Below are 22,617 nucleotides of genomic sequence, written 5' to 3'. Positions count from 1 at the left end.
TCCTGAGGGGAATGGCCGCTGCGCGGTTCGCGGGCAAGCACCGCTCCCACAGATCCGTGTCGTACGCGCATGATGTGTTCGACGCGAACCTGTGGGAGCGGTGCTTGCCCGCGAAGAGGCCCGCGAGTCAGACAAAGATGTTACTGAGGCAATTTCTCCGACTTGCCGTCATAACGCTTGCGCCATTCAGTCAGGATTTCGTCGCGGTTCTTCGACGCCCAGGCAAAGTCGTTCTTGATCAGGCGCTGCTCGTAGTCCGCCGGCAGTTCGGTCTGCGGCGTGGCAATGCCCGGCTGCGCCAGCACGGCGAAGTTTTCCTTGTACAATTCCATCGCCGCGGGGCTGGCCGAGAAATCCGCCAGCTTCTTCGCCGCCTCTTCATGCGGGGTGCCCTTGATCACCGCCGTGGCCTCGATCTCCCAACCCAGGCCTTCCTTCGGCAGGATGATGTCCAGTGGCGCGCCCTGGCGCTTCAACTGCACAGCCGGGTATTCAAACGAAATGCCGATCGGAAACTCGCCCGACGCCGCCAGCTTGCACGGCTTGGAGCCGGAGTGAACGTACTGGCCGATGTTCTGGTGCAGGTCATCCATGTACTTCCAGCCCTGTTGCTGGCCGAAGGTCTGCAACCAGGCGCTGACATCGAGGAAGCCGGTACCCGACGACGCCGGGTTCGGCATCACGATCTTGCCCTTGTACTCGGGCTTGGTCAGGTCCTGCCAGCTCACCGGCTTGCTCAGGTGCTGCTTCTCGGCTTCGATGGTGTTGAAGCAGATGGTCGCCGCCCAGACGTCCATGCCGACCCACGCCGGCGGGTTCGCCGCGTCGCGATAGTTGTTGCCGATCTTGCCCAGGTCCTTGGGTGCGTAGCTTTGCAGCATGCCCTGCTGATCGAGGATCGCCAGGCTGGAAGCCGCCAGGCCCCAGACCGCATCGGCCTGCGGACGGGCCTTTTCGGCCAGCAGCTTGGCGGTGATGATGCCGGTGGAGTCGCGCACCCACTTGATTTCCACGTCCGGGTAGGTCGCCTCAAAGGCTTTCTTGTAGGCGCTCAACTGCTCGGACTCGAGGGCCGTGTACACGGTCAGCTCGGTTTTCGCGGCAAAGGCATTCAGGCTGAAAGCAGTGAGGACAGCAGCGGCAAGAGCCAGGGGCTTGAACATGATGCGGTTCCTTGGTGAGTGCGGTTGGGGTTGGGCAAAACGTTGTCGCGGGTTCAATGGCCCGACTCGCTCTGTCGCCAGGCCTGGGAGCGGCGCAATACGCCGCGCGAAGCCCAGGCCAGCAGCAGCGACACGGCCACCGAGGTAAACAGGATCAGGCTCGACATGGCGGCGGCGCCGCCGACGTTGCCGGCATCGTCCATGTTCAGCACCGCCACCGCCGCGAGGATGGTGTCCGGGCTGTAGAGAAAGATTGCCGCCGACACCGTGGTCATTGCCGAGACGAACAGGTAGCGCACGATGTCGAGCAACGCCGGCAGGCAGATCGGCAGCGTGACCCGCAGGTAATGCCGGTAGAGCGGCGCCTTGAGCGACAGGGCGGCGGCTTCGAACTCGTTGTCGAGCTGGCGCAGCGCGGTGGTGGCGGTCATATGCGCGGTGGTCAGGTAATGGGCGATGGTGCAGACCACCAGCAGGGTCATGGTCCCGTAGAACACATTCAGCGGGTTGCCGTTGAGGTTGAAGAAGAACACGTAGCCCAGGCCCAGGACCAAGCCCGGGACCGCCATCGGTACGAAGCCGAGCACCCGCAGGGCCAGGTTCAGACCGCGCTGGCCACGGGTCTTCTCCATCAGGTAGGCGCCGGTGAAAATCAGCCCGCTGCCGATCAGTGCTGTGCTCAAGGCCAGGGTCAGGCTGTTGCGGTAGGCCAGCCAGCCGCTGCCGGTGGTCGCATTGAAGGCGTAGTGACTGAACGACAGCGACAGGTTGTACGGCCAGAACTTCACCAGCGACGAGTACACCGCCATGCCGAATACCAGCAGCAGCGCCGCGCAGATCAACAGCACGATCGCCAGGTAGCAGGCATCGCGGCGGCGCGACGATGCCGGCTTGAACACCTGGGCCCGGCCGCTCATGGCTTCGCCATGGCGACGGCGCAGCCAGGCATCGACGGCGAAACTGAACAGCGCCGGCAGCAGCAGGATCATGCCGATCAAGGCACCGCGGCCGAACTGCTGCTGGCCGACCACCGCCTTGTAGGCTTCCAGCGCCAGCACCTGATAGTCGCCACCCACCACCACCGGCACGCCGAAATCGGTGATGGTCAGGGTGAATACCAGGCAGAAAGCGGCGAACAGTGCCTGGCGGCTGGCCGGCCAGGTGATGCTGCGAAAGGCTTTCCAGGGACTGGCGCCCATGCTCGACGCGGCGTCGAACAAGCGCGCATCGGCCAGGGACAAGGCCGAGATGAGGATCATCAGGGCATGGGGAAAGGTGTAGATGACCTCGCCGAGAACCATGCCCCAGAAACCGTAGATATTCTCCGACAGCAAGCCACGCAGCAGGCCCTGGTTGCCGAACAGATAGACCAGCGCGATCCCCGGCAACATCGACGGCGCCATCAGCGGCAACAGCGACAGCGCGCGCCACAGCGGCTTGCCGGGAATCAGCGTCCGTTGCAGGGCGTAGGCAAACAGATAAGCCAGGGGAACGACGATGGCCGCCACACTGAGGGAAACCTTCAGGCTATTGCCCAGCAGCCAGTGGAAGTTGTCGCTGTTCACCAGCTCCTTCGCCGCGACCCAGCCCCCGCCCTGCCCGGCTTCACTGCTGAACCCGCGCCAGAAGATCGCCAGCAACGGCAGCAGCACCGCCACGCCCAGCAGGCAGAGCCAGAGCAGCTTGCCGCCGACCACGAACAGGCGGTCGCCGAGGCCGGCCCGGGCGGCCTTCACGCTCGATTGCCGGGACAACGGCAGGCTGATCTCCACGGCCATCTCAGGCAAAGACCTGGAGGCTGCGCGGCGGCAAGGCCACCCAGATATCCGGCGCGCCTAGGCGCGGCATGTCCTGTGGGCCGACTTCGGCCAACAGCGCGTGCCCGGGTAATTGGTTGAGTTCGAAACTCATGCGGCAGCGATTGCCGAGGAAGGTGATTTCACGCACCCGCGCCGGAAACAGGTTTTCCTCATGCACCGGCGGGTTGACGTTGATCGCTTCGGGGCGGCAGAACAGCCGACCGGAGGCGGCGCGGGCGCTGCCATCGGCCAGGCGCACATCCATGCCGCCGACCCGCGCATGGCTGTCGCTGCTGCGTTGGAACGGCAGCCAGTTGCCCTGGCCGACAAATTCGGCGACGAACGGCGTGGCCGGTTTGTTGTAGATTTCCTGGGGCGTGGCGTACTGCTCGACCTTGCCGTTGTTCATCACGGCGATGCGGTCAGCCATCAGCATGGCCTCGTCCTGGTTGTGGGTGACCATCAGGGTGGTCACGCCAAGGTTGCGTTGCAGCTGGCGCAGCTCTGTGCACAGATGCTCGCGGACCCGCGCGTCGAGGGCCGACATCGGTTCGTCGAGCAGCAACAGCGAGGGTGCCGGGGCCAGTGCGCGAGCCAGGGCGACCCGTTGCTGCTGGCCGCCAGAGAGTTGCCCGGGGTATTTCCTTTCGCTGCCGAGCAGGCCGACCAGTTCCAGCATCTGGCCGACGCGCTTGCGGGTTACCTCGCGCCCGCTGCCGGCAAGGCCGTAGGCGATATTCGCCTCGACCGTCAGATTCGGGAACAGCGCGTAGGACTGGAACAGGATGCCGTAGTCACGGGCTTGCGGTGGCAGTTCGGAGACGTTGCGTTCGCCGAGGAACAGCTCACCGTCATCCTGACGCTCGAGGCCGGCGATGCAGCGCAGCAAGGTGGTCTTGCCGCAGCCGGACGGGCCGAGCAGGCAGACCAGTTCGCCGGCGGCCACGTCCAGGGAGACATTGTCCAACGCGGTGAAGGCGCCGAAACGCTTGCGCACACCGCGCACCTTCATCGGTGCGCCGGGGTTGGCCAGGGCGTTGGCGGTCGAGTTGTTCATGGACGGACCTCATCAAGCGGATGAGGGTCATGTTAGGGAGGGAATGCGTAGGCTATGTGGCAACGAGGCCAAAGTTGCCGATAGTGGTATTGGTAGATTTGGGTTGAAGACTTGAGTCGCCTGGGCCGACGCCTTCGCGGCGCAGCAGGCGGCCATTCACCACCGAACTATCAGGCCGGCGCCATTTCCTGCGCCAACCCCAGAAACGCCGCCGGCAGGCGTGCCGCCTTGCGTTCCTTGAGGCAATACAGGTACTCGGGGATCTGCGGCGCGTTCTCGATGGTCAGCACCCGCAGTTGCGGGTCATGGGGGACTTCCTGCCGAGCAATGATGCTGATGCCGATATTGCGCAGCACCGCCTCTCGGATCGACTCACGACTGCCGATCTCCAGCAACGGGCCATAACTGACCTGTGCGTTACGCAACAGCTCTTCCGTCAGTTGCCGGGTGGTCGACCCCGGCTCGCGCATCAGCAGGCAATGCCCGGCCAGCGCACTCAGCGGCACATGATCATGCACCGCCAGGGGATGATTGCGATGCACCGCCAGCACCAGCGGATCGCTGCCCAGCACCCGGCGGATCAGCCGCGGGTCCTCCAGCAACTGCGACGAAGCCGCGACATCGACCCGATAATCCTCCAGCGCCTCCAGCACCTGCTGCGAGTTGCCGATCTCCACCGACACTTCCACCTGCGGCAAGCGCTCGCGAAAGGCCTTCACCAGATCGAGGATGTAGTACGGCGCGGTCGCGGCAATCCGCAGGGTGCCCTGTACCTGCCCGGCGTTGCGCAGGAAAAACTCGATATCGGCCTCCTGCTGCAACAGCGTCTTGACCATCGGCAGCAAGCGCGCGCCGTCTTCACTGACGCTCAAGCGCCGACCACCGCGATAGAACAACTCGACCGAGTACTGGCTTTCCAGATGACGGATCTGGGTGGTCACCGTGGGCTGGCTGAGTCCGAGCTTTTTCGCCGCCAGGGTGATGCTGCCCAGGCGGGCGACCAGGTAAAACGCCTTCAGCTCGGCACTCAGCACATCACCCTCTCATTCGTTTACTTGCGCAACAGGCGCAACCCATTGAACACCACCAGCAGGCTGACGCCCATGTCGGCGAACACCGCCATCCACATGGTTGCAAAACCCAGGAACGTCACCACCAGGAAGATCGCCTTGATCACCAGCGCCAGGGCGATATTTTGCCTGAGGATACGCGCGGTCTGGCGCGAAAGGCGAATGAAAGCCGGAATCTTGCGCAGATCATCGTCCATCAGGGCGACATCGGCGGTCTCGATGGCGGTGTCGGTACCGGCGGCGGCCATGGCGAAACCGATCTCGGCGCGGGCCAGGGCCGGGGCATCGTTGATACCGTCGCCGACCATGCCGACCTGATGGCCACGGGCATACAGATCTTCGATGGCCTGCAGTTTGTCGCTGGGCAACAGGTCGCCGCGGGCCTCGTCGATCCCGACCTGGGCGGCAATGGCGGCGGCGGTATGGACGTTGTCCCCGGTCAGCATCAGGGTCTTGATCCCCAGCGCATGCAACTCGCGGATCGCTTCGCGGCTGGAGGTCTTGACCGTATCAGCCACGGCGAACAAGGCCACTGGACCGGAAGCGTCGAGCAACAGCACCACGCTCTTGCCTTGTTTTTCCAGGGCGAAGAGCTTTTCCTCGAGGGCCGGCGAGCAGAGGCCGAGGTCTTCCACCAGGCGATGGTTGCCCAGGTGATAACCCTTGCCGCCGACCTCGCCGTGCACCCCACGCCCGGCCAGGGCCTCGAAGGCTTCGACGTCGCGCAGCGTCCACTGTTTGTCCCGTGCATCCTTGGCAATCGCCAGGGACACCGGGTGATCGGAGCGCGCCGCGAGGCTGGCGGCGATCAGCGGTGCGGTCTCGAGAAACAGTGGGTTGAGGGTCAGATAGTCGGTCAGCGCCGGCTTGCCGTGGGTGATGGTGCCAGTCTTGTCCAGGGCCAGGTAATCGAGTTGGTGCCCGCTTTCCAGATACACCCCGCCCTTGACCAGAATGCCCTTGCGGGCCGCGGCGGCCAGGCCGCTGACGATAGTCACCGGGGTCGAGATCACCAGCGCGCACGGACAGGCAACCACCAGCAGGACCAGCGCCCGGTAGATCCAGTCGAACCACAGGCCGTTCATGAACAACGGCGGCAGCACCGCCACCGCCAGGGCGAAGGCGAATACCGCCGGGGTATAGATTTTCGCGAAGGTGTCGACAAAACGCTGGGTCGGCGCCCGCGCGCCCTGGGCCTGCTCGACGGCATGGATGATCCGCGCCAGGGTCGAGTTGCCCGCCACGGCCGTCACCCGATAGTCCAGCGAGCCGGCCTGGTTGATGGTGCCGGCGAAGACCTTGTCGCCCGGATTCTTCTCGATGGGTAGGCTTTCACCGGTGATCGGTGCCTGATCGACGCTGGAGCTGCCATAGACCACTTCGCCGTCGAGGCCGATGCGCTCACCGGGCCGCACTCGCACCAATGCGCCCAGTTCGATGCTTTTCACCTCACGTTCGACCCATTCCCCCTTGGGCTGGCGTACCGTGGCCTTCTCCGGCGTCATCTGCATCAGGCCGCTGATGGCGTTGCGCGCGCGGTCCAGCGACTTGGCTTCGATCAACTCGGCGACGGTGAAAAGGAACATCACCATCGCCGCTTCCGGCCACTGGCCGATCAGCACGGCGCCGGTTACGGCGATGCTCATCAATGCGTTGATGTTCAGGTTACGGTTCTTCAGGGCGATCCAGCCCTTTTTATAGGTGCTCAGGCCGCCGCTGAGGATGGAAACCAACGCGACGATGGCCACCACCCAGGTCGGCGCCAGGCCGGTGAAGTGAATCACTTCGGCGGCCAAGGCGCCGACACCGGACAGCGCCAGGGGCCACCAGGGCTTCTTCGCCGGCGGCTGGCTTGGGGTTTCGGCGCTTGCGCCCTCTTCCAGCGGCTCGGCCAGCATGCCCAGGGACTTGATGGCATCGATGATCGGCGTGGTCGACGACAGGTCATGGGTCACGCCCAGGATCCGGTTGATCAAGTTGAACTCAAGCTGCTGCACGCCCGCCAGCTTGCCGAGCTTGTTCTGGATCAGCGTCTGCTCGGTAGGGCAGTCCATGGCTTCGATGCGGAAACGACTCAAGCGCGCGTTGGCGCTGGTGGTCTCGCTGAGCTTGATCAGCGCCGGGGCTTCGGCGCTCGAACAGCAGCTGTGCGCATGCCCGGCCGCGCCATGGACGTGGGCAGCCTCTACCGGCTGGAGGACACGGAAAGACTGGAAAGCCTGTTTGTCGACATGGCCGTGGTCATGACTATGATCATGGCCATGCTCATGCTTGTGATCGTGATCGTGATCGTGATCGTGATCGTGACCAGCATGCGCGTGATCGCTGCCGGGCTTGTGCGAAGGATGGATGGAGTCGCTCATGGGTGCGTCCCTGAAAGTGCTTGTTGCCAAGTGAACACCCTGTAGCCACTATAGGGTCAAGCACCCTTTTGCGAGATCGAACGATGAAGATTGGCGAAGTGGCGAAACTCACCGACTGCCAGGTGGAAACCATCCGTTACTACGAAAAGGAAAACCTGCTGCCGGAACCGGCGCGCAGCGAGGGCAACTACCGCCTGTACACCCAGGCGCATGTGGAGCGCCTGACCTTTATCCGCAACTGCCGCAGCCTGGACATGACGCTGGAGGAAATTCGCAGCTTGCTGGGACTGCGCGACAGTCCGCAGGACCAGTGCGAAAGCGTGAATGCGCTGATTGATGAGCATATCCATCACGTCAAGGCGCGGATCGACGGGTTGCTGGCGTTGCAAACGCAGTTGCTGGATCTGCGCCAGCGTTGTGGCGGCGGGCCGGACCTGGATCAGTGCGGGATTCTGCAGCGGTTGGAAGTCAGCGGCAGTGTGGTGGCGGCTGAAGAGCACTCACATGTCGGAAGAAGTCACGGGCATTGAGGGCCTCTGTGGCGAGCGGGCTTGCCCGCGCTGGGGGGCGAAGCGCCCCCAAAACCTGTGACTGCGTTCTGCCTGACACAGTGGGGTAGCTGATTTTAGGGGGGCTTCGCCCCCCAGCGCGGGCAAGCCCGCTCGCCACAAATCTCGGCCAGACTTGAGACCGCTTGACTGAGACGGCTCAAACCGCCATCGGCGCCGTCATCGGCGCATGGTGCTGGTAGCCTTCCAGCGAGAAATCCCCCGGTTCCACCAGCTCCAGCCACTCCGGCTGATAAACACCGGTCTTGGCAAACTCCGGCACACGGTCCGAAATCACCAACTTCGGCATCGGGAACGGCTCGCGGGTCAGCTGTTCGTTGAGCATATCCAGGTGGTTTTCATACACATGGGCATCGCCGATGAAATAGGTGAACCAACGCGGCGTATAACCGGTCAGGCGCCCGATCAGGCTGAGCAGCGCCGCGCCCTCGGTCAGGTTGAACGGCGTGCCCAACCCCAGGTCGTTCGAACGGATGTAGAGGGTCAGGGAAATCTCCTTCGTCTCCACATTCGGATGGAACTGATAGAGCAAATGGCACGGCGGCAAGGCCATTTCATCCAGCTGCGCGCAGTTCCAGCCATGGAACAGGATCCGCCGGCTGCCCGGGTCCTTGATGATGGTGTCGACGCACTGGCGCACCTGGTCGATGGCCTTGTACAGCACCACATAGGCCTGGCCGCCTTCCTCGCCCTCGGCAATCTGCCGGTAACCCTGGCCCAGGGTCTGCTCGATAGCCGCGACATTACTCTTGGCAATCTGCTTGTACGCCGGCCATTTACGCCATTGCACCCCGTAGATCTCGCCCAGGTCGTCTTCGCCCTGGCGGAACGGATTGGCCAGCCACTGCGCGTTTTCGTTGGCGTTCTGATCCCAGACCTTGCAGCCCAGCGCACGGAACTCGGCGGCGCTGTTCACCCCACGGAGAAAACCGCACATCTCGCCGACGGCGGACTTGAAGGCCATCTTGCGGGTGGTGATCGCCGGGAAACCTTCCTGGAGGTCATAACGCAGCATCGCCCCGGGAAAGCTGATGGTGTTCACACCGGTGCGGTTGGCCTGCTTGGTGCCGTTGTTGATGACGTGGGCGACCAGTTCGAGATATTGCTTCATGAATTACCTGCATCCTTGAATACGGGGCCCGCGGGCCCCGATCCGAATTTAAAGCGCGGCGCCTTTCGCGGCCGGTGGGGTCGCGGCGCGGTGATAGGCGAACCACAGCAAACCCAGGCCGCCGATGATCATCGGCAGACTGAGGATCTGCCCCATGGTCACCCAGCCGAACGCCAGATAGCCGAGTTGCGCATCCGGCACCCGGACAAACTCGACGACAAAACGGAAGATCCCGTAGAACAACGCGAACATGCCCGAGACCGCCATGGTCGGCCGCGGCTTGCGCGAGAACAACCAGAGGATCACGAACAGGGCCACGCCTTCCAGGGCGAACTGATACAGCTGCGACGGATGACGCGGCAACTGGGCCGGGTCACTGAACGGCGGGAAGATCATCGCCCACGGCAGATCGGTCGGTTTGCCCCACAGCTCGGCGTTGATGAAGTTGCCGATGCGCCCGGCCCCCAGGCCGATCGGCACCATCGGCGCGACAAAGTCCATCAGTTGGAAAAACGACTTGCCGTTGCGCCGGCCGAACCACCAGGCCGCCAGCATCACCCCGATGAAGCCGCCATGGAACGCCATGCCACCTTTCCAGACCTCGAAGATCAGCGTCGGGTTCGCCAGGTAGGCGCTCAGGTCGTAGAACAGCACATACCCCAGGCGCCCGCCGACGATCACGCCCATGGCCAGCCAGAAGATCAGGTCGGAGAGTTTTTCCTTGGTCCAGGTCGGGTCGAAACGGTTCAGGCGCCGGGAGGCCAGCAGCCACGCACCGCCAATGCCGACCAGGTACATCAGGCCGTACCAGTGGATTTTCAGCGGGCCGATGGCCAGGGCCACCGGGTCAATCTGCGGGTAAGGCAGCATTGCAACTCCTCGATAGAGTAAAAATTCAGGGCCCGGCGAACAGCTATCACCCGGGCCGGCGGGTCATGTTGCAACCGCGCCATTAAGCCAATATTGCGTCGACATGACTGAACCGGGCCTGTGACTCAGATCAGGAACTTCAGACCGACAACGAACAACAGGCCGGCAAACAGCCGCTTGAGCAACAACGGCGACAACTGGTGCGCCAACTGCACACCGAAACGCGCAAAAAACATACTGGTCAGGGCAATCCCGAGCAAGGCCGGCAAATAGATAAAGCCCAGGCTGTGGGCCGGCAACAACGGATCGTGCCAACCCAGAATCATGAAACTCAAGGTACTGGCCAGGGCAATCGGCAAGCCGCAGGCCGAGGATGTCGCCACCGCCTGCTGCATCGGCACGCTGCGCCAGGTCAGGAAAGGTACGGTCAGGGAGCCCCCGCCGATGCCGAAAATCGCCGAGGCCCAGCCGATCACCGCCCCCGCCAGGCCGAGGCCGAACTTGCCGGGTACGCTACGGCTGGCCTTGGGCTTGAGGTTCAGGGCCATCTGCGCCGCCACCACCAGGGCGAACACACCAATGATCTTCTGCAGGTTCGGGCCGGCGATAGCCTTGGCGGTCAACGCGCCGAGGCCCGAACCGAGCAGGATACCCACGGCCATCCAGGTAAAGACCGGCCAGAGCACCGCACCGCGCTTGTGATGCCCGCGAATGGTGTTGAACGAGGTGAAAATGATCGTCGCCAGGGACGTGCCCACCGCCAGGTGCGTGAGGATCTGCGGATCGAACCCTTGCAGGGTGAAACTGAACACCAGCACCGGGACGATAATGATCCCGCCGCCCACGCCGAACAGTCCGGCCAGCACACCGGCACAGGCCCCCAAGACCAGATAGAGCAGAAATTCCATGCGCGCCCCCGCGAAACAAGTCCGGCATGGTAACGGAAGGAGGCACACGGCTCTACTGGATGGCGATGGATACCCTGCGTAGAGTGAGCAAAAACATCGAGGATCCGCTGATGTGCCTGATTGTCTTTGCCTGGCGCCCGGGCCATGCCCAGCCGCTGATCGTCGCGGCCAACCGTGATGAATTCTATGCCCGGCCGAGCCTGCCGCTGGCGCAATGGCCTGAAGCGCCGCAGGTCTATGCGGGACGCGATCTGGAAGCGGGCGGTACCTGGCTCGGGATCGGTGCCCGGGGCCGCTTTGCGGCCTTGACCAACATCCGCAACCCGCACCAACCAGTGGCCCGGCGTTCGCGCGGGGAGCTGGTGGCACGTTTTCTCACCGGGGAGTTGTCGGTTGACCAGTATTTAGCCGAAGTTCGTGCCAGATCGCTGGAATATGCCGGTTTCAACCTGCTGTTGGGCACAACAGAGGCGCTGTGGCATTTCAATTCCCATGAAGGCGAGCCGCGGCAGCTGGCCGAAGGAGTGTACGGACTGTCCAATGCCGGACTCGATACGCCATGGCCGAAACTGCTCAAGGCGCGGGCGGCATTGTCCTGGGCGCTGGCCGATCCCCGGCCGGAGGCTTTGCTGGCGATGCTCGGCGATCCGACGACCGCGGCCTTTGCCGAGCTGCCGGACACCGGAGTGGGCCTCGCCACCGAGAGCCTGTTGTCCAGCGTGTTTATCGCCAGTCCCAGCTACGGCACCCGGGCCAGCACGGTGCTGATCAGCCACGCCGACGGCACGCGCCATCTTGTGGAGCGCAGCTTCGGACCTTATGGCGGGCATCTGGGAGAGGTGGAGCTAAAGGTCTAGCGCCTCCCCCCTCAATGTGTGACGGTCGGCACCACCATCCGTGACAAGCCGAGGTTCTTCAGCGCCAACTGCAAGGTACTGCGAATCACCTGCGGGTTGTCGATGGTCATCACCTGGGCCAGCAGTTCCCGGGCCTTGCTCAGGTTGATCTGGCGCAGCATCCATTTCACTTTCGGCAGGTTGGTGGCGTTCATCGACAAGCTGTCAAAGCCCATCGCCATCAACAACACCGCCGCCATCGGATCGCCGGCCATCTCGCCGCAGATACTCACCGGCTTGCCTTCGGCATGGGCGTCGCGCACCACATTCTGCAGGGCTTGCAGCACCGCCGGGTGCAGGTAGTCATAGAGGTCCGCGACCCGAGGGTTGTTGCGGTCCACGGCCAGCAGGTACTGGGTCAGGTCGTTGGAGCCCACCGAGAGGAAGTCCACCTGCCGCGCCAGCTCGCGGGTCTGGTACACCGCCGCCGGAATCTCGATCATCACCCCCACCGGCGGCATCGGCACGTCGGTGCCTTCGTCGCGCACTTCGCCCCAGGCCCGGTGGATCAGGTGCAACGCCTCTTCCATCTCATGGATGCCCGAGATCATCGGCAGCAGGATCCGCAGGTTGTTCAGGCCCTCGCTGGCCTTGAGCATGGCCCGCGCCTGCACCAGGAAGATTTCCGGGTGGTCGAGGGTCACGCGGATACCGCGCCAGCCGAGGAACGGATTGTCCTCTTCGATCGGGAAATACGGCAGCGACTTGTCGCCGCCGATGTCCAGGCTGCGCATGGTCACCGGTTGCGGATGGAACGCCGACAACTGCTCGCGATAGATCGCCAACTGCTCCTTCTCGCTCGGGAAGCGCTGGTTGATCATGAACGGGACTTCGGTGCGGTACAGGCCGACACCTTCGGCGCCGCGCTGCTGCGCCCGGGCCACATCGGCCAGCAGGCCGGTGTTGACCCACAGCGGCATGCGATGACCGTCAGGGGTCACGCAGGGCAGTTCGCGCAAGGCGTCCAGGCCCTCGGACAGCTGGCGTTCTTCTTCCACCACACTGGCGTATTGCTTGCGCAGGACTTCGCTGGGGTTGGTAAACACCTCGCCACGCGCACCGTCGACGATCATCTCGATGCCGTCGACCTTCGAGTAAGGCAGGTCGACCAGGCCCATGACCGTCGGAATGCCCATGGCCCGCGCCAGGATCGCCACGTGGGAGTTACCCGAACCCAGTACCGAGACCAGGCCCTTGAGCTTGCCTTCCGGCACCTCGCCGAGCATGGCCGCGGTCAGCTCTTCGCTGACCATGATAGTGTTGTCCGGGTAGACCATGGCCTGCTGGCGTTCGGACTGCAGGTAGGCCAGCAACCGGCGCCCGAGGTCCTTGACGTCCGACGCGCGCTCGCGCAGGTAGGCGTCGTCCATCAGTTCAAAACGGTTGACGTGATCGGTGACCACCTGGCGCAAGGCGCCCTGGGCCCATTGGCCGGTCTTGATCACATTGGTGATCTCGCTGCCCAGGGAGGCATCGTCAAGCATCATCAGGTAGACGTCGAACAAGGCCCGCTCTTCCGGGCGCAACTGGGTCGCGAGTTTTGCCGAGAGCGTGCGCATATCGGCGCGCACGCCTTCGATGGCGGTCTTGAACAGCGCCAGCTCGGCGTCAATATCGATGATCGCCTTGTCCGGCACCACGTCCAGGTCCGCCGGCGGCAACATGACCACCGCGGTACCGACCGCCGCGCCCGGCGAGCCCGGCACACCGATGAACTTGGCTTCCTGGATGCCCTTGCCTTCACGCCCCAGCCCGCGAATCGAACCGGTGGCCTCGGCATGGGCGATAACGCCGGCGAGCTGGGCGCTCATGGTCACGAGGAAGGCTTCCTCGCCCTCATCGAACTGGCGCCGCTCTTTCTGCTGGATCACCAGCACGCCGACAACGCGGCGATGGTGGATGATCGGCGCACCGAGGAAGGAGGCGTAACGCTCCTCGCCGGTTTCGGCAAAGTAGCGATACCGCGGGTGATCGGCGGCGTGCTCCAGGTTCAACGGTTCTTCGCGCGTACCCACCAGGCCAACCAGGCCTTCGTTCGGCGCCATGCTGACCTTGCCGATCGAGCGCTTGTTCAAGCCCTCGGTGGCCATCAGGACAAAGCGGTTGGTCTCGGGGTCCAGCAAATAGACCGAGCAGACCTGGCTGCCCATGGCCTCTTTGACGCGCAATACAATAATGCCCAACGCCGCCTTGAGATCCTTGGCGGCGTTAACTTCCTGGACGATCTTGCGCAGCGTATTGAGCATGGCTCGGGGTCGAACTCCGTGTCAGTCGCGCGCCAACAGGCGCGGGGCAAGCTCTTTGAGCGCGCGACGGTAGACCTCGCGCTTGAATGTCACCACCTGGCCCAACGGGTACCAATAGCTGACCCAACGCCAGCCATCGAACTCCGGTTTACCGGTCAAATCCATCCGCACCCGCTGCTCGTTGGAGAGCAAGCGCAGGAGAAACCATTTCTGCTTCTGGCCGATGCACAGCGGTTGGCTGTGGGTACGTACCAGGCGTTGCGGCAAACGATAGCGCAACCAGCCCCGGGTACAGGCGAGAATTTGCACATCTTCTCGTTCCAGGCCGACTTCTTCGTTCAATTCGCGGTACAAAGCGTCTTCGGGCGTTTCGTCTGGATTGATCCCGCCTTGCGGAAACTGCCATGCATCTTGGTTGATACGGCGTGCCCAGAGGACCTGCCCAGCATCATTCGTCAGAATTATCCCGACATTAGGACGGAAACCATCGGGGTCGATCACGGCAACCACCTCGCAAACGCATGTCATCGCATTGTTCCACAAAGGTTGTGAAAGCAGCAACGAGCCTGCCTACCTTATGTGCACTCTTGTGAAAAGACCGTATTCTGGAGACCTTTTTACAGGCTTATCAGCGAGTAACCGCAATGCGTCTGGCTTTATTCGACTTGGACAACACACTTTTGGGCGGCGACAGCGACCACGCCTGGGGCGATTACCTGTGCGAACGGGGGATTCTCGATCCGGTGGCCTATAAAACCCGCAACGACGAGTTCTACCAGGATTACCTGGCGGGCCGCCTGGACAACGCCGCATACCTGAACTTCTGCCTGGAGATTCTCGGCCGCAGCGAGATGGCGCAACTGGACGAATGGCATCGCGACTACATGCGCGACTGCATCGAACCCATCGTGCTGCCCAAGGGCCTCGAACTGCTGGCCCAGCACCGCGACGCGGGCGACAAGCTGGTGATCATCACCGCCACCAACCGTTTTGTCACGGCGCCGATTGCCACACGACTAGGGGTCGAGACCCTGATCGCCACCGAGTGCGAGATGATCGACGGCCGCTACAGCGGGCGCAGCACCGATGTCCCATGCTTTCGCGAGGGCAAGGTGACGCGCTTGAATCGTTGGCTGGAAGAAACCGGGCATGGCCTGGAGGACAGCTATTTCTACAGCGACTCGATGAATGACCTGCCGCTGCTGGAGCAGGTGACCAATCCGGTGGCGGTGGATCCGGATCCGAATCTGCGGGCGGAAGCCGAGAAGCGTGGGTGGCCGGTGATCAGTCTGCGTGGCTGATGGCCTCTTCGCGGGCAAGCTCCGCTCCCACATTGGATTTGTGACGAGCACAGAAAGTGCGTACGACTCAGGACCCGATGTGGGAGCGGAGCTTGCCCGCGAAGAAGGCGACTCGGTGCCGGATCAGGCCGGCTTGGCGACCATCAGGTAGAAAATCGCCATAAACGACAAGAACGCCGGCCAGCCCAGGACAAACCACCAGCGCATATAGGTTTCGGCCTCGATCGGCATCGCCGTGCCATCGCGCAAGGCCTGCCCGGCCATCCTGTGCACCCGGATCTGCAGCCAGACCACCGGTAGCCAGCAGATCCCCGCCACCACGAACAGGCCCAGGCTCCACATCAGCCAGCCTTGCTGAATAGGCCAACCCGCCAGGTGCATCAGCCCCAACCCGCTCAACGGCTGGAACACTGCCGTGGTGGTGGTAAAGGCCCAATCGGCGAACACCAGGTGCTTGAAGGTCGCCGCGATCACCTCGACCTGCCCCGTGCGCCAGGCGCGCAAGGCGTAATAGGCGGAACCGGCACCCAGGCCGAAGAGAATGGTGGAAGACAGGATATGCAGGGTTTTCAGCAGCAGGTAAGCACTCATCGACGCGGTTCGGTCCAAAGCAGCCAAAGGGTCGCCACCATCAGCACCAGGTTCTTGGCGACGGCGGCATAAGGGTCAAACCAGTAGTGCGGCAGCACGAAACTGATAATCAGGGTGTAGATGCCCATCAACAGCAATTGCCCGCGGAACGCCCACTTGCGCGTACGCCGCAGCAGCATCCCCAGGCCCAGTAGCCCGTCGCACAGCGACCCGGCATAGACCGCGAACACCGCGGGCGTCCCGCTCACACCGGCCTCGGCCATGATCCGCAGGCTCCAGTCGTAACCAGGTCCGAGGCAAACCGCCGCCGTGCCCAGCCAGATCAGCAACATCACCGCCAGCAATAACGGTCGCAGCGCCCACTGGACGCTCTGGCCGGCGTTCGGCCAGTCCAGCAGGCGGGTTGATAACGGCGCGACCCGGTAACCACAGACCGCGGCCAGCGCCTCAGGGTCGGCGACATTGTCACGCGGCGCCATGCGCAGGCTCTGGCGATTCAAGGCCCGCCAACCGAGGCGCTCGCCCAGCCAGGCCCCGGCCCGCGACAGGATCCCCGGCGCCTTCAGGTAGCGCGCGGGCCCCCAGCCCTGGGCCGCGCGCAACTGGTCAAGCACCTGAGCCAGTGTCAGCACTTGCGGCCCCACCAGCGGCAACACCTGGGAATGCGCCGGCCAATGGCGCAGCAAAGCCAGCACGGCGGCGGACAGATCGTCGATGTGCAGCGGTTGCAGGCGGGCTTGCAGGTCCAGCAGGGGAATCAGCGGCCACGGAGACAGCCGCGCCAACCAGGCACTGCTGGCCCCGCCGGCCCCCAGCAACAACGAGGGGCGCAGGACCACGGCGGGCACGCCGAGCGCCATCAGGTAATCATCCGCCACCGCCTTGCTCGCCAGGAACGGCACATCCGGCTGCTCGCCGGCGCCCAGCGCGGAAATATGCAGCACCCGCACGCCCCGGCGCGCCGCCAGGTCGAATAGCGCGCGGGCTCCCAGGTCCTGGGTCAGGCGCAATGCCTGTTCATCGACGCTCAACAATCCGGCGGCATTGATCAGCAGATCGATACCGTGGGGCAGGATGAAATGCTTGGCGTCCTCGGCCAACCGATCCAGGTCGAGCACCTGCCATTCGACACCTGGCAGCGAGCGGATGTGCTGCCCACGGCTGGTGGCGACCACTTCGTGGCCCGCGGCATGCAACGCCGCCAGCAAATGGCGACCGACGAAACCCGTGGCCCCTACCAGAAGCACCTTCATGGCAACTCCCCGGCCTGACGGTTTAAACCGGTTTCGCGCCCATCAGGCCCGCAATGGCGACAAAACAGACGGCCGTGAAAATGGCCAGGGCCAGCGTGAACCCTGGATGGCGCGCCGTCATGCCACGGCGCAGGCGATTGAGACGGACCACCAGCCACACCCAGCTCAGGGCACCCAGGGTGTAGAGCACGCTCGAACCCAACAGCCAGCTCTGGCCCAGCGGCCAACCAGCCAGGTGCACCAGCCACCAGCCGCTGACCGGCAGCACCGCAAGGCACAGCGCCATCAGGGCCCAGACGAAGAACCAGGGGCGCTGCAAGGTGTGACTCTGGATAGTCACATCGCCAGCACGGCGTCCGCGCCAAAGCCGGATCGTCACCGCCAGCGCGCTACCGAGCAAAAGCACCGGTGTCACGCCGTGTAGCAGTTTCAAGGCAGTGAGAGTTTCCATTTCATCGTTTCCTTGGTGTTTACGAGCAACTTTCGAGCAACGAGCCGAACACAACCCTTGTAGGAGCTGGCTGGCCGGCGATGGGGCCCCAGAGACTTGCATCGCCCTTGCAGGCCTCATCGCTGGCAAGCCAGCTCCTACAGGGTTTTGTAGCGTCCCCAGAAACCGGGCCTGCCCACCAGCTTAGCAGCCATCCGCCGCGTTTCAGCCAAGGAACAAGCGATACGCCGGGTTCTCGCTTTCATCCCAATACGGGTAGCCGATTTTCGCCAGCGCCGCCGGTACCAGATGCCGCTCGTCCTCTGGCACCTGCAGGCCCGCGACCACCCGGCCATCAGCGGCACCATGGTTGCGGTAATGGAACATCGAGATATTCCAGCGCCCGCCAAGCTTGTTGAGGAAGTTGAACAATGCCCCCGGACGTTCCGGGAACTCGAAACGCAGCACCATCTCGTCGCTGACATGGGCGGCATGCCCACCGACCATATGACGGATATGCAGCTTGGCCAGTTCGTTGTCGGTCAGGTCGAGCACCGGGAAGCCCTGGCCGGTCAGGCTGTCGATCAGGGCGCTGCGCGGATCGCTGTCGGGGTGGGTCTGCACGCCGACGAAAATATGCGCTTCGCGGCCGGTGTGATAACGGTAATTGAATTCGGTGATCTGGCGCTTGCCGATGGCCTCGCAGAACGCCTTGAAACTGCCCGGCTGCTCCGGAATGGTCACGGCGATGATCGCTTCGCGCCCTTCACCCAGCTCGGCACGCTCGGCGACATGGCGCAGGCGGTCGAAGTTGACGTTGGCGCCGGAGTCGATCGCCACCAGGGTCTGCCCGCTGATCTTGCGCGACTCGACGTACTTCTTGATCCCCGCCACGCCCAGGGCACCGGCCGGTTCGGTGATCGAGCGGGTATCGTCGTAGATATCCTTGATGGCGGCGCAGATCTCGTCGGTACTGACGGTGATCACCTCGTCGACATAGTCCTTGCAGATATCGAAGGTGTGCTGGCCGATCTGGGCCACGGCCACACCGTCGGCGAACAGCCCCACGGAGGGCAATATCACCCGCTCGCCGGCGGCCATGGCCTGTTGCAGACAGTTGGAGTCATCCGGCTCGACGCCGATCACCTTGATCTCCGGCCGCAGGTACTTCACATAGGCCGCGATCCCGGAAATCAACCCGCCACCGCCGACCGGAACGAAGATCGCATCCAACGGCCCCGGATGCTGGCGCAAAATCTCCATCGCCACGGTACCCTGCCCGGCAATGGTATGCGGATCATCGTAGGGGTGGATGTAGACGTAGCCTTTTTCCTCGACCAGCCGCAGCGAATGCGCCAGGGCTTCGGCGAAGGAATCGCCATGCAACACCACTTTGCCCCCCCGGGAGCGAACACCTTCGATCTTGATTTCCGGCGTGGTCTTGGGCATCACGATGATGGCCTTGACCCCCAGCACCTTGGCCGCCAGGGCCAGGCCCTGGGCATGGTTGCCCGCTGAAGCCGTGACCACGCCACGGGCGCGCTCGGCCTCGCTGAGCTGGGTCAGTTTGTTGTAGGCCCCGCGAATTTTGAAGGAAAACACCGGCTGCAGGTCTTCGCGCTTGAGCCAGACCTGGTTGCCCAGCCGCTCGGAGAGCTGGCGAGCGGTCTGCAATGGGGTTTCCACGGCAACGTCGTAGACGCGCGAGGTGAGGATCTTCTTGACGTACTGTTCAAGCATCGGAAGGCATCGCTGGCGGGTGTGGACAGGGACCGAGGAGTCTAACCCAGCGCTTGCGGCAACGACCACAGGGTTCCTGAGGTTTATTGCCGGGGCCTGCGGCCAAACGGACAATGACCTTCCCCGCCCCAGCGCTTATAATGCCGGCCTTTCGCACATCCCCTGCCCGCCTTCGGAGCCCGCATGACCCAGGATCAACTCAAACAGGCCGTGGCCCAAGCCGCTGTCGACTTCATCCTTCCCAAGCTCGATGACAAAAGCGTCATCGGCGTGGGCACCGGCTCCACCGCCAACTGCTTTATCGACGCCCTGGCGCAACACAAGGGCGCCTTCGACGGCGCGGTCGCCAGTTCCGAAGCCACCGCCGCGCGCCTCAAGGGCCACGGGATTCCGGTCTATGAACTGAACACCGTCAGCGACCTGGAGTTCTATATCGACGGCGCCGATGAAAGCGACGCACACCTGAACCTGATCAAGGGCGGCGGCGCGGCCCTGACCCGCGAGAAGATCGTCGCGGCCGTGGCCAAGACCTTTATCTGCATCGCCGACGGCAGCAAGCTGGTTCCAGTGCTCGGCGCGTTCCCACTGCCGGTCGAAGTCATCCCGATGGCCCGCAGCCATGTGGCGCGCCAGCTGGTGAAACTGGGGGGTGATCCGGTGTATCGCGAAGGCGTGTTGACCGATAACGGCAACATCATCCTCGATGTGCACAACCTGCGGATCACCAACCCGGTGGAGCTGGAAAGCCAGATCAATGCGATTGTCGGCGTGGTCACCAACGGCCTGTTCGCGGCGCGTCCGGCGGATCTGCTGCTGCTGGGCACCAGCGAAGGCGTGAAGACCCTCAAGGCCTGACACCGGACTGTGGGAGCCGGCTTGCCGGCGATGGCGTCCGTGAGAGCAACGCCAGGCTTGCCGGCCTATCGCTGGCAAGCCAGCTCCTACAGAAGAAGACCGCGTCGCTCCTGCGGAAGAAAGCCGTCGTGATTAACGGACGCTACTGCTGAAGCTGCTGGCGCCCGGCAATTCCAGTACCAGCTCATCCCCGACATTCAGCGGGCCGACGCCCACGGGCGTACCGGTCAGGATCACATCGCCGGCCTGCAGCGAGAAACACGCGGCCATGTACTGGATCATCGGCACGATCGGGTTGAGCATGTCGCTGCTGATCCCGTCCTGGCGGACCTGGCCGTTGATGGTCAGGCGAATGCCGATCCGGGTCAGGTCCGGGAAGGTACTGCCGACCACGAACGGCGACAGCACGCAGGCACCGTCGAACGACTTGGCGATTTCCCAGGGCAAACCCTTGCTCTTGAGCTCGGCCTGCTTGTCGCGCAGGGTCAGGTCCAACGCCGGGGCAAACCCGGAAATGGCATCCAGCACCTCTTCGACACTCGGCTTGTTGGACAGCGGCTTGCCGATCAATACGGCAATCTCGGCCTCGTAATGCACCGAACCGCGGTCCGCGGGAATGGTGAAACCACCCTCGATCGGCACCACGCAACTGCCCGGCTTGATAAACAACAGCGGCTCGGTCGGCACCGGATTGTCCAGTTCCTTGGCATGTTCGGCGTAATTGCGGCCGATGCACACCACCTTGCCGAGAGGGAAGTGAATGCGGGTACCGTCGACATACTGGTGCTGATAGCTCATTACCGACTCCTGGTCTTTGTTATCAGTGACTTCAGGCTCAAACCGCGAAGATCTTGCCCGGGTTCATGATCCCGTTCGGATCAAACACCGCCTTGATCGCCTTCATGTATTCAATTTCAACCGGGGAACGGCTGTAGGTCAGGTAATCGCGCTTGGTCATGCCCACACCGTGTTCAGCGGAGATCGAGCCGTTGTACTTCTCGACGGTTTCGAACACCCACTTGTTGACGGTAGCGCACTTGGCGAAGAATTCGTCCTTGCTCAGGTTTTCCGGCTTGAGGATGTTCAGGTGCAGGTTGCCGTCGCCGATGTGACCGAACCAGACGATTTCGAAGTCCGGGTAGTATTCGCCGACGATGGCATCGATTTCCTTGAGGAACGCCGGTACTTTCGACACGGTGACTGAAATGTCGTTCTTGTACGGCGTCCAGTGGGAAATGGTCTCGGAGATGTACTCGCGCAGCTTCCAGAGGTTCTGCAACTGGGTTTCGCTCTGGCTCATCACGCCGTCCAGCACCCAGCCCTGCTCGACACAGTGCTCGAAGGTTTCCAGGGCGTGGTTGGCCACTTCTTCAGTGGTCGCCTCGAACTCCAGCAGTGCGTAGAACGGGCAGTCGGTTTCGAACGGTGCCGGCACGTCGCCACGAGCGAGGACCTTGGCCAGGGCCTTGTCGGAGAAAAATTCGAAGGCGGTCAGGTCCAGCTTGCCCTGGAACGCATGCAGCACCGGCATGATCGAGTCGAAATCCGGGGTGCCGAGGACCATGCAGGTCAGGTTCTTCGGCGCGCGGTCCAGGCGCATGGTGGCCTCGACCACAAAACCCAGGGTGCCCTCGGCGCCGATGAACAGCTGGCGCAGGTCGTAGCCGGTGGCGTTCTTGATCAGGTCCTTGTTCAGTTCCAGCACATCGCCCTTGCCGGTCACCACCTTCATGCCGGCCACCCAGTTGCGGGTCATGCCGTAGCGAATCACCTTGATCCCGCCGGCATTGGTGCCGATATTGCCGCCAATCTGGCTGGAACCGGCCGAAGCGAAGTCCACCGGGTAGTACAGGCCCTGTTCCTCGGCGACGTTCTGCAAGTGCTCGGTGACCACGCCCGGCTGGCAGACGGCGGTACGGTCGGTCAGGTTGATATCCAGCACCTGGTTCATATAGTCGAAGGACACCACCACTTCACCGTTGGCCGCCACGGCCGCGGCGGACAGGCCGGTACGCCCGCCGGATGGCACCAGCGCGACCTGGTGCTGGTTGGCCCAGCGCACGATGGCCTGGACCTGCTCGGTGGTCTTCGGGAACACGATGGCCGTCGGCGCGGGGGCGAAATGCTTGGTCCAATCCTTCCCGTAAGCATTCAGGGAGTCAGCATCGGTCAGGACCTTACCAGGCTCAACCAGGGTCTTCAGCTCATCAATCAGGGCAGGATGGGTCATCGACAGAACTCTCGAACTATTCATGGTCATCCTGAGGACGCTTCACGTCGCAGAATGAGTGTTTGCGGGTCGCATATGCTAGCATACGCCCCCCGCAGAAGCGTGCTATCAGGCCGATCTGCGGTGCCGGCGATCACGCCGCGCGGTCAGCTCAAGCTGTCCATT

Annotated in this window: 20 protein-coding genes; 4 read left to right on the top strand and 16 right to left on the bottom strand. The window is 63.3% G+C overall.

Features of this window, described 5'->3' with window-relative positions:
- Nucleotides 1-140: 140 nt before the first annotated feature.
- From M5B96_RS03405 to M5B96_RS03385, 5 genes are all read right to left on the bottom strand, one after another.
- Nucleotides 141-1,163, bottom strand: a complete 1,023-nt coding sequence (locus M5B96_RS03405; RefSeq protein WP_248795079.1) for a putative 2-aminoethylphosphonate ABC transporter substrate-binding protein — start codon at nt 1,161-1,163, stop codon at nt 141-143.
- Nucleotides 1,164-1,216: 53 nt separating this feature from the next.
- Nucleotides 1,217-2,941: a putative 2-aminoethylphosphonate ABC transporter permease subunit gene (locus M5B96_RS03400; protein ID WP_248795078.1), complete on the bottom strand. Its 1,725-nt coding sequence runs from the start codon at nt 2,939-2,941 to the stop codon at nt 1,217-1,219.
- A gap of 1 nt (nt 2,942) precedes the next feature.
- On the bottom strand, nt 2,943-4,019 hold the full coding sequence (locus M5B96_RS03395; protein ID WP_248795077.1) for a putative 2-aminoethylphosphonate ABC transporter ATP-binding protein: 1,077 nt from the start codon (nt 4,017-4,019) through the stop codon (nt 2,943-2,945).
- Nucleotides 4,020-4,189: 170 nt separating this feature from the next.
- Nucleotides 4,190-5,053: a LysR family transcriptional regulator gene (locus M5B96_RS03390; RefSeq protein ID WP_248795076.1), complete on the bottom strand. Its 864-nt coding sequence runs from the start codon at nt 5,051-5,053 to the stop codon at nt 4,190-4,192.
- Nucleotides 5,054-5,070: 17 nt separating this feature from the next.
- On the bottom strand, nt 5,071-7,452 hold the full coding sequence (locus tag M5B96_RS03385) for a heavy metal translocating P-type ATPase (RefSeq protein ID WP_248795075.1): 2,382 nt from the start codon (nt 7,450-7,452) through the stop codon (nt 5,071-5,073).
- A gap of 83 nt (nt 7,453-7,535) precedes the next feature.
- Between M5B96_RS03385 and cadR the strand changes: the two genes are divergently transcribed.
- Nucleotides 7,536-7,982 carry a Cd(II)/Pb(II)-responsive transcriptional regulator gene (gene cadR / locus M5B96_RS03380; protein ID WP_248795074.1) on the top strand — a complete coding sequence of 149 codons (447 nt, stop codon included), beginning with the start codon at nt 7,536-7,538 and terminating at the stop codon, nt 7,980-7,982.
- A gap of 178 nt (nt 7,983-8,160) precedes the next feature.
- On the opposite strand, the gene M5B96_RS03375 is transcribed toward cadR, so the two are convergent.
- The 3 genes from M5B96_RS03375 to M5B96_RS03365 all read right to left on the bottom strand — a co-directional run bounded on the left by M5B96_RS03375 (nt 8,161) and on the right by M5B96_RS03365 (nt 10,910).
- On the bottom strand, nt 8,161-9,132 hold the full coding sequence (locus tag M5B96_RS03375) for a thymidylate synthase (RefSeq protein ID WP_248795073.1): 972 nt from the start codon (nt 9,130-9,132) through the stop codon (nt 8,161-8,163).
- Nucleotides 9,133-9,180: 48 nt separating this feature from the next.
- Complete coding sequence (gene lgt / locus M5B96_RS03370) at nt 9,181-10,002, bottom strand: prolipoprotein diacylglyceryl transferase (protein WP_248795072.1); 822 nt, start codon at nt 10,000-10,002, stop codon at nt 9,181-9,183.
- Between the two features lie 125 nt (nt 10,003-10,127).
- Nucleotides 10,128-10,910, bottom strand: coding sequence for a sulfite exporter TauE/SafE family protein (locus M5B96_RS03365; protein WP_248795071.1), 783 nt, complete (start codon nt 10,908-10,910; stop codon nt 10,128-10,130).
- Nucleotides 10,911-11,020: 110 nt separating this feature from the next.
- On the opposite strand from M5B96_RS03365, the gene M5B96_RS03360 reads away from it, so the two are divergent.
- Nucleotides 11,021-11,767: an NRDE family protein gene (locus M5B96_RS03360; RefSeq protein WP_248795417.1), complete on the top strand. Its 747-nt coding sequence runs from the start codon at nt 11,021-11,023 to the stop codon at nt 11,765-11,767.
- Nucleotides 11,768-11,778: 11 nt separating this feature from the next.
- Here the strand turns inward: M5B96_RS03360 and ptsP are convergent, their stop codons facing one another.
- Both ptsP and M5B96_RS03350 read right to left on the bottom strand, forming a co-directional pair.
- Nucleotides 11,779-14,052 (bottom strand): phosphoenolpyruvate--protein phosphotransferase, encoded by a 2,274-nt coding sequence (ptsP, locus tag M5B96_RS03355; RefSeq protein WP_248795070.1) that lies wholly within the window; start codon nt 14,050-14,052, stop codon nt 11,779-11,781.
- A gap of 21 nt (nt 14,053-14,073) precedes the next feature.
- Nucleotides 14,074-14,553 (bottom strand): RNA pyrophosphohydrolase, encoded by a 480-nt coding sequence (locus M5B96_RS03350; protein WP_040071746.1) that lies wholly within the window; start codon nt 14,551-14,553, stop codon nt 14,074-14,076.
- A 143-nt stretch (nt 14,554-14,696) separates the two neighbouring features.
- On the opposite strand from M5B96_RS03350, the gene M5B96_RS03345 reads away from it, so the two are divergent.
- Nucleotides 14,697-15,353 carry an HAD family hydrolase gene (locus M5B96_RS03345; RefSeq protein WP_248795069.1) on the top strand — a complete coding sequence of 219 codons (657 nt, stop codon included), beginning with the start codon at nt 14,697-14,699 and terminating at the stop codon, nt 15,351-15,353.
- A gap of 123 nt (nt 15,354-15,476) precedes the next feature.
- On the opposite strand, the gene M5B96_RS03340 is transcribed toward M5B96_RS03345, so the two are convergent.
- From M5B96_RS03340 to ilvA, 4 genes are all read right to left on the bottom strand, one after another.
- On the bottom strand, nt 15,477-15,944 hold the full coding sequence (locus M5B96_RS03340; RefSeq protein WP_248795068.1) for a DUF2269 family protein: 468 nt from the start codon (nt 15,942-15,944) through the stop codon (nt 15,477-15,479).
- Nucleotides 15,941-17,197, bottom strand: a complete 1,257-nt coding sequence (locus tag M5B96_RS03335; protein ID WP_248795067.1) for an SDR family oxidoreductase — start codon at nt 17,195-17,197, stop codon at nt 15,941-15,943. Before M5B96_RS03335 ends, M5B96_RS03340 begins: the two co-directional genes overlap by 4 nt.
- A gap of 22 nt (nt 17,198-17,219) precedes the next feature.
- Entirely contained in the window at nt 17,220-17,648 is a 429-nt protein-coding gene (locus tag M5B96_RS03330; RefSeq protein WP_248795066.1) for a DUF2269 domain-containing protein, read from the bottom strand.
- Between the two features lie 204 nt (nt 17,649-17,852).
- Nucleotides 17,853-19,436, bottom strand: a complete 1,584-nt coding sequence (gene ilvA / locus M5B96_RS03325; RefSeq protein WP_318654824.1) for a threonine ammonia-lyase, biosynthetic — start codon at nt 19,434-19,436, stop codon at nt 17,853-17,855.
- A gap of 114 nt (nt 19,437-19,550) precedes the next feature.
- On the opposite strand from ilvA, the gene rpiA reads away from it, so the two are divergent.
- The gene (gene rpiA / locus M5B96_RS03320; RefSeq protein ID WP_248795064.1) at nt 19,551-20,222 is read left to right on the top strand and encodes a ribose-5-phosphate isomerase RpiA; all 672 of its coding nucleotides are present in this window, start codon (nt 19,551-19,553) and stop codon (nt 20,220-20,222) included.
- Between the two features lie 132 nt (nt 20,223-20,354).
- On the opposite strand, the gene M5B96_RS03315 is transcribed toward rpiA, so the two are convergent.
- Together M5B96_RS03315 and M5B96_RS03310 are read right to left on the bottom strand one after the other, a co-directional pair.
- Nucleotides 20,355-21,020, bottom strand: a complete 666-nt coding sequence (locus tag M5B96_RS03315; RefSeq protein ID WP_248795063.1) for a fumarylacetoacetate hydrolase family protein — start codon at nt 21,018-21,020, stop codon at nt 20,355-20,357.
- 37 nt (nt 21,021-21,057) lie between these two features.
- Nucleotides 21,058-22,452, bottom strand: coding sequence for an FAD-binding oxidoreductase (locus M5B96_RS03310; RefSeq protein ID WP_248795415.1), 1,395 nt, complete (start codon nt 22,450-22,452; stop codon nt 21,058-21,060).
- Between the last annotated feature and the right edge of the window lie 165 nt (nt 22,453-22,617).

Origin of the sequence: Pseudomonas sp. MWU13-2105 (assembly GCF_023242315.1) — a bacterium.
Classification (GTDB): domain Bacteria; phylum Pseudomonadota; class Gammaproteobacteria; order Pseudomonadales; family Pseudomonadaceae; genus Aquipseudomonas.
The sequence above is the reverse complement of the archived record's forward strand: the minus strand, read 5'-3'. Positions and strand labels throughout refer to the sequence as shown.

Bases quoted from the DNA above. Each gene is read 5' to 3' on its own strand.
- M5B96_RS03400 (WP_248795078.1), bottom strand. From the start codon at position 2,941: ATGGCCGTGGAGATCAGCCTGCCGTTGTCCCGGCAATCGAGCGTGAAG.
- cadR (WP_248795074.1), top strand. From the start codon at position 7,536: ATGAAGATTGGCGAAGTGGCGAAACTCACCGACTGCCAGGTGGAAACC.
- M5B96_RS03375 (WP_248795073.1), bottom strand. From the start codon at position 9,132: ATGAAGCAATATCTCGAACTGGTCGCCCACGTCATCAACAACGGCACC.
- M5B96_RS03310 (WP_248795415.1), bottom strand. From the start codon at position 22,452: ATGACCCATCCTGCCCTGATTGATGAGCTGAAGACCCTGGTTGAGCCT.
- rpiA (WP_248795064.1), top strand. From the start codon at position 19,551: ATGACCCAGGATCAACTCAAACAGGCCGTGGCCCAAGCCGCTGTCGAC.
- ptsP (WP_248795070.1), bottom strand. From the start codon at position 14,052: ATGCTCAATACGCTGCGCAAGATCGTCCAGGAAGTTAACGCCGCCAAG.
- M5B96_RS03340 (WP_248795068.1), bottom strand. From the start codon at position 15,944: ATGAGTGCTTACCTGCTGCTGAAAACCCTGCATATCCTGTCTTCCACC.
- M5B96_RS03360 (WP_248795417.1), top strand. From the start codon at position 11,021: ATGTGCCTGATTGTCTTTGCCTGGCGCCCGGGCCATGCCCAGCCGCTG.
- lgt (WP_248795072.1), bottom strand. From the start codon at position 10,002: ATGCTGCCTTACCCGCAGATTGACCCGGTGGCCCTGGCCATCGGCCCG.
- M5B96_RS03365 (WP_248795071.1), bottom strand. From the start codon at position 10,910: ATGGAATTTCTGCTCTATCTGGTCTTGGGGGCCTGTGCCGGTGTGCTG.
- M5B96_RS03395 (WP_248795077.1), bottom strand. From the start codon at position 4,019: ATGAACAACTCGACCGCCAACGCCCTGGCCAACCCCGGCGCACCGATG.
- M5B96_RS03330 (WP_248795066.1), bottom strand. From the start codon at position 17,648: ATGGAAACTCTCACTGCCTTGAAACTGCTACACGGCGTGACACCGGTG.
- M5B96_RS03405 (WP_248795079.1), bottom strand. From the start codon at position 1,163: ATGTTCAAGCCCCTGGCTCTTGCCGCTGCTGTCCTCACTGCTTTCAGC.
- M5B96_RS03345 (WP_248795069.1), top strand. From the start codon at position 14,697: ATGCGTCTGGCTTTATTCGACTTGGACAACACACTTTTGGGCGGCGAC.
- M5B96_RS03335 (WP_248795067.1), bottom strand. From the start codon at position 17,197: ATGAAGGTGCTTCTGGTAGGGGCCACGGGTTTCGTCGGTCGCCATTTG.
- M5B96_RS03315 (WP_248795063.1), bottom strand. From the start codon at position 21,020: ATGAGCTATCAGCACCAGTATGTCGACGGTACCCGCATTCACTTCCCT.
- M5B96_RS03385 (WP_248795075.1), bottom strand. From the start codon at position 7,452: ATGAGCGACTCCATCCATCCTTCGCACAAGCCCGGCAGCGATCACGCG.